This window comes from Methylobacter sp., assembly GCF_030680395.1.
GTDB lineage: Bacteria > Pseudomonadota > Gammaproteobacteria > Methylococcales > Methylomonadaceae > Methylobacter_A.
In genome coordinates this window covers 174,547-181,631 of the sequence record NZ_JAUXVR010000026.1, presented here as the reverse complement: position 1 = coordinate 181,631, position 7,085 = coordinate 174,547, and the positions used below count along the sequence as shown (strand labels likewise).

Genomic DNA, 7,085 nt, shown 5'->3' with positions numbered 1-7,085 from the left:
GGCGGACAGGTGTTGATCGGCGGCGATTATCAGGGCAAGAACCCGAATGTCCATAATGCCAAGGCTACCTATATAGGCCGGGGCACGACCATCAAAGCCGATGCCAAAACCCATGGCGACGGCGGCAAGGTCATTGCATGGTCGGATGATACGACAAGAGTCTACGGCAATATTTCGGCCAAGGGTGGCTCCAACAGCGGCAACGGCGGTTTTATCGAAACCTCGGGGCATTGGCTGGATACCGCAGGCATTAGGATTAATGCATCCTCGCCCCACGGTCTGGGTGGCGAGTGGCTGCTTGACCCTTACAACATCACTATTGTTGATGACATGACCGACGTCATCTCTATTACGGATCCATTCATTCCATCCTCTAATTGGATGGCGACGTCGGCCTCTTCGTATCTTCGAAATTCCGCAATAAATACACAACTCAACAATGGTACTAACATCACTATTTACACCGGTGGCGCTACGGGTGCAGAAGTAGGCAATATTACCGTAGCGGCCAATATCAGCAAAACCGCGGGGAGCGACGCCACTCTGCACCTTAAGGCTGACAACGCCATCATTATTAACAGTGGTGTCGACATCAGCTCTACCAGCAATAAACTAAACGTCATCCTCAACGCCGATGCTGACAGCAATAGCATCGGCAATATTAAAATGTATGGGGGCTCATCCATCAACAGCTACGGTGGCAATATTATTCTTGGTGGCGGCACCTGTACCTCCGCAGGATGCTCCAGTGCGGCTGTAGGCTATGGGTCTGTTCTTGATGAAGAAAGCGATGGCATATTCTTGTCTGGCACATCGAATAGCAGTTTAGTTACCCTCAATTCCAACGGTGGACTTATCGAGCTAAAAGGACAAGGTTTTCATGGAAGTAACTCTTATAGAGGCATCAAAACCAGCTTTTCCAGACTGAACAGCGGCACCGGCAACTTGACCCTTAATGGTACCGGCGGCAATGGGGAAGACGAAAATTATGGTATTTATCTTGTAGACACAGAGCTCGCCAGCACCGATGGGACGCTGACCCTTAACGGCACCGGCGGTAATGGAGCGAATTATAACCATGGCGTTTACCTGAATAACAGTACTCTCACTACCACCAGCGGGGAGCTAAGCATTACCGGAACTGGGCAGGGAAGCGGGAGTAGCACTAAGGGGGTTTATCTCTACAACACTCAACTTATCAGCAGCGGAAATTTGAATATTACTGCCAACGGTACCGGTTCAGCAGGCGATCTAATGCAGTCCGACGGCATAATTTCCAATCGTGGCGTGGACGGCATTGTCACTGGCAGTAGCGATATCGCATTAAGCGGTAATAACCTTACGCTTACTGATGTGCGTTCACAGCACCACATTGCCATCAATGCCTTAGGGAATGTTAATATCGGCCTGTCCTCTAACAGTGATTACGTTGACGACCAATACTTTATTTATAATTTGCCGTTCACCTTCACTTTTTTCGGCACCGCTTATTCTCAAGCCTACATCAGTAGCAATGGTCTGATTACATTTGGCACTGGAACATCGGCCTACATCGATACTCCAGCTGCTTTGGCCGCTTATAAGGCCATTGCACCTGCTTGGAATGATTGGGAACTGCACACCTCATCCGGAAAAAACATCTTTATCTCTCGTCCGACTGCCGCAGATTTTGCGGTGCAATGGAACGTCGAGCGCTATTCCAACTCTGGAAACACAGCAATTTTCGAAGCTGTACTAAATTCCACAGGAAGCATCAGCTTTAATTACGGAGCCGCAAACAACAGCTTCGCCGGTGACGTGACCATCGGTTTGAGTGACGGCACCTCAGTCATTACCTCTCAATTGATGACTGACTTTACTTCACTCAACAACCTAAAATCGACAATTTTCACTCCCTTTAACAGCAGCAGTTACACGGAGACGGTCTCGGGTTCTGGCGGCACGCTAGTCGGTACCACGCCTGTTTATACAGGCACATCCGGGTTTAATATATATAATGGTAATAGTGCCCTAACGGCACTATCCAATATCACTGTTAGTGCCGGTAACACAATTACCCAAAACGGCGCGATCACCTCAAGCAATGGCGGAGACATTGTGCTGATGACTGGCGGCAATTACACCAACAATATTGGCAGCAGTGCGTTCAGCGTTTCCGGTAGCGGTCGCTGGCTGATATATTCAACTAATCCAGCCAATAACACACTAAACGGATTAAGCCCAACGTTCAAACATTATGGTTGTCAATACGCAACCGGTAATTGCACTGGTTACAGTATTCCAACCACCGGTAACGGCCTACTTTACAGCATTACGCCTGTGCTGAATGTTACTCCAGGGACTGCCGGTAGCCTCTATGGAAGTTCGATCAGTTTAGCGGGCTTGGGTTATACATTAAGCGGTTACATTGACGATGACACAGCAGCCGACGCTAATATCGGCGGCACAGCCGGCTTCTCGACTAATGCAACGACAAGCTCATCTGTAGGCAGCTACAACATCGCCTATAATGCCGGATTAAGTAATGCCTTGGGCTATGTTATTTCTGATAATACGGCAAGTGTGGCTGAATTCACTATCACTCCAGCGCTATTCAGCCTAAGCATTACAGCCGATAATGCCACACGGGTTTATGGCGACGCCAACCCTGTTTTTACCGGCAATATTACTGCTGGCGGACTTGCCAACGGCGATACGCTTAGTTCCATTGGCCTTACCTACACTACCTTCGCAACATCGTTATCTAACGTAGGTATGTACGCGATCACACCGAAAATCACCAGCAGTAATTACACTTTTACCGGTATAGACGGTCAACTCACTATTACCCCTCACGACTTAAATATCATGGCCATTGCCGCTAGTAAAACCTACGGAGCGCTTGACCCTGTGTTTACCTATAACGCCACCGGTTTTGTCAACGGGGAATCATCATCAGTATTGACCGGCGCGCTGGCACGAACAGCGGGCGAAACCGTCTCTGCCAGCCCCTATGCCATCAATCAGGGCAGTTTAGCCAATAGCAATTACAGCATTAGTTATACCGGTGCTAATTTGACTATTAACCCTTTGGCCAGCGTCGCCTGGGTTGGCGGCAACGGCAGTTGGTCAACAGCGGGTAACTGGGCGAATAATATCCTACCTACAACCGGGAACGTACTAACCGCTACTATCCCGACCGGCGTTACCGTAACTTACGACTCTTTAGCGGGCAATACCAATCTGAACAGCTTGAATAGTCTGGGACATTTTCAGATGACCGGTGGTAACCTGGGAATCAGCGGCAACTTTAGTACCGCCGAATACACTCAATCCGGAGGCAACCTTTCAGCCGACAGCTTTAATGTCAGCAATGCCTTCAACCAGAGCGGCGGCACACTCACCGCCAGCAGCATTTTCATCAACGCCATCAACACCATAGCTCAGGGCATATCAGGTAACATCAGTGCCGTCAATCTCACCGCTAACAGTAGCGACGATGTCACCTTTGCCGGAGTAAACTCTATTACCAACGTGCTGGACATCAGTGCGGGCGGCAATATTTATTCGCGCACCCAGGGAGTTTCGCGGATGAACCGCCTGAGCGCATCCAACGGCTGGATTGATGTTGAAAATGTTGGAGGGTTTATTCTTGGCTCAACTGTCATTAACCCGGGAACAACGGTAGCTAATGCCGCCGGAAATATTGCAATCAAGGCGAAGTCTCCACTTACGGTTAATGGGGCTGTTTCTTCAACCAGTGGCAATGTTAGCCTTACCGCCAGTAATGGCGATATTCTCTCCATTAATGCGCCTATTTCCGCAGCCAATGGCGTTACTCTGGCAGGCGGTACGCTTACCGGAAGCAATGCAGCTTCATATCTGCAATATTTCAATAATGCAGCGTCAGGTGGAAATACCTTAACCAATTCCGTAAAAGAAGTTACTGCAGTGGTGCTGGGAACAACAACCCAGCTAACGCGGCCATTAGCTGACCAATCGGGTAGCGACAAAGATAGCACGGACGAGTATTTAGTCTCCTCCGCAGAAAAAGGCAAAAATGCCAAACAGTGTACTAAATGATAAGCTAACATTTCTTTTCTGTAGAACCGCCATGCATCTGAGCTCCATGAACTTTAGGTTCATCAAAGCACGGACCTGAACCAGCCGAATAAGCCGTCCGCGTATAACAACCCCACTAAATATAGATTGCTAAATGATGTTGAGTTTTTTATCATCAAAGCATACAGAGTGAGTACCTTGTATCTATCTTTTAGTCGCTATTCAGAGGAACGGACAATGAACTCATTTAAACTTATCAAATTAACTCTCGCGGTCGAATATGAGCCTAAAAGCTCCCGCTCCTCGGCAACTACTCCTGCAATATGTGCTCATAAAGTCGTGACCACGCGCTTTACCTACATCTCTGTAGGTAAAACTCCCTTAGCTTTTTGACTAAAAAACATGCTTCAGCTCATACCTCACATCATTGTCGTTGAGCTGGCTCGTCCAGATGACACCCTACCGCGCATTAAACAGCTTACCCTTTCCGCCGCTACGTTTTTAGGCTATACCGAGAAAGAACTTATCGGCAGTCCTGTTGATCTTATCTACGCCGCCGGAAATGACAAGGCGTTATGGCAAGAAGCCTTTGCCAATATAATTAGCCAAAGCTTTGCCTACAGGGATGTAAGCAAGGCAGATAAGGCTCCTGCTATATCTGCCTTCACCACATCCTTGCGGTTCGAGCGTGAACTGAGAGCGATAAGTTTTGCCGGTGAAATAGTCACCAAGGCAAATAACAAAATTCAAGTATTAATATCGCTTTCAGTGTTATCCGGTCCAACATCCAATAAAACCGACATTGTTTTACTGATTCAGAACAGCTCTTTTCTAAGCGGAGTCGAAGAGTCTGCCAAAGACCTCAACGTCGAATCTGCGTTTACCGAAAGTGAAGAACGTTTTCGACAGATGGCGGAAATGGCCGGCGAATGGTTGTGGGAGCAAGATCCCAATGGATACTATAGCTATAGCAGTGCTGCTGTTATGCAAATACTGGGTTATAGCCCGGATGAAGTGCTTGGCAAACACTATACCGAATTTTTAACTCCTCAGGATAAAGTAGACCAGCAGCGATACGCGACCAGTCACCAGCCTTTTTATGCGTTGCTGTCTCACTATCAGCACAAAGACGGTCGCCAGATATTGACCGAATCGACCGGATTACCCATTATTAATTCCGCTGGAAAACTGCTTAAATGGCGAGGGGTTGATCGGGACATTACCGCCAGAATGCATTTTCAGGATGCGCTGATCGAAAGTGAAAAACGTATCCGCTTGATCATTGAAAGTTCCTTAAGCGCTATCGTGATTATGGACTCTTACGGCATCGTTACCGACTGGAATCACCCGGCAGAAAAAATATTCGGCTGGACTAAAGATGAAGCCATCGGCCGGCGTCTTGACGAGTTAATTATTCCACCCGCCCACCGCTATGCGCATCGACAGGGATTGGAACTCTTCCTGCGCACTGGAGTTGGCCCATTATTAAATCAATTGATTGAGCAGACCGCCATTCGCCGCGACGGCACTGAATTCCCTATTGAACTCAGCATCTCCCCCTTAAAGCTGGGTAATACCTATATATTCAGCGGCTTTATTCACGATATCACCGAGCGTAAGCGCTTGGAGCACCGGTTTCGGCAAGCGGTGGAATCGGCACCGAATGCGATTGTTATGGTAAACAAATCGGGAACGATTGAGATGGTCAACTCGCAAACAGAGGCGTTTTTCGGTTACTCACGTTCTGAATTGATTGGGCAACCGGTTGAAATATTAGTGCCTAAGCGCTTTCGCACTATGCATGTTGGTTTTCGCCAAGCGTACCTCGCCGCTCCTGTGTCCAGGCCTATGGGAGCGGGTCAGGATCTCTACGGATTACGTAAAGATGGGACTGAGTTTCCGGTTGAAATAGGCCTCAGTCTCATCGACAGCAAAGAAGAAACGCTGGTACTGAGCACCATCGTAGACATTACCACGCGAAAAGCTACGGAAGCGGCAATTCGCCAAGCGCAGATCAATCTGGCCATTGCTCAAAGTGAAATCAAGATTGCCCAACGCATTCAGGCATCGCTTTCACCTTCGGCACCGATTAAATCCAATCATTTTGAAGTCACAGGTTATTGCCTGCCTGCCGATCAGGTTGGCGGCGACTATTTTGATTATTTTTACCGTAATGAAGACCACTTGGACATGATTATTGCCGATGTTTCCGGCCATTCAATCGGCCCGGCCCTGTTTATGGTGGAAACCCGTAGCGCCATTCGAACTCAGGCAAGCGGCTCGGCTACGCCTGCAGAAACCCTGAAAGTCCTCAATAATTTTCTTTTTGAGGATTTGGATAGATCCGACTACTTTATCACCCTGTTTTATCTGCAATATGACAGCACCAACCATCAACTGAGTTTTGCCAATGCCGGCCACCCTCCCCCGTTATTACTCAGCCTTTTTCAAACTGAATGCAGGCAACTGGATGCCGATGGATTAATTCTGGGGGTAAACAAAAATGTCGTTTTTGAAGAAAAAACCACCACGTTATCGTCAGGCGACTTAATCCTGCTGTATACCGATGGTTTAATCGAAGCGGAAAATGCCAATGGCGAGTTTTTCGGCCTAAAGCGCGTCAATGATATTCTCGTTAAACATGCACTGCAGTCCCCGCAGATTATCATTGAAACGCTGCTGGAACAGCTAAAACAATTTTGCCGCAGTGAATCTTTTAATGATGATATTACATTAATGGTTTTTAAACGGCATTAATAGATCGCTTGTCAGGGATTGCTTACATTTCTGTATGCTAATCTGAATTTACACCAAAGGTACTTGTGTCGATTTAGGATTAAAACAATGCTGAGGAAATTAACAGAGGAAGCCTGGGGTCTTTATCTAAAAATCCTGGACGTTGATCGCATATCGGGTTTTTCAACAGAGCGTGAAGACAGAATACACAGGTTAACAGATCAAGTTTATTGCCGATACGTGCGACGGCGGGATGCCTTGAGCCTCACACAATTAGATGGCTGGCTCTACAACAAACAGAGTGCCGG

General features: G+C 47.7%; 2 protein-coding genes. Both read left to right on the top strand.

From position 1 onward, the window contains the following. A partial coding sequence (locus Q8L79_RS11455) for an S-layer family protein (RefSeq protein WP_305271248.1) occupies nucleotides 1-4,062 on the top strand: 4,062 nt, incomplete at its 5' end. Nucleotides 4,063-4,443: 381 nt separating this feature from the next. Beyond that, nucleotides 4,444-6,798 (top strand): PAS domain S-box protein, encoded by a 2,355-nt coding sequence (locus tag Q8L79_RS11450; protein WP_305271246.1) that lies wholly within the window; start codon nucleotides 4,444-4,446, stop codon nucleotides 6,796-6,798. Nucleotides 6,799-7,085: the final 287 nt, after the last annotated feature.

Excerpts from the sequence above, each read along its gene's own strand:
- Q8L79_RS11450 (WP_305271246.1), top strand. The coding sequence starts at position 4,444 with ATGCTTCAGCTCATACCTCACATCATTGTCGTTGAGCTGGCTCGTCCA.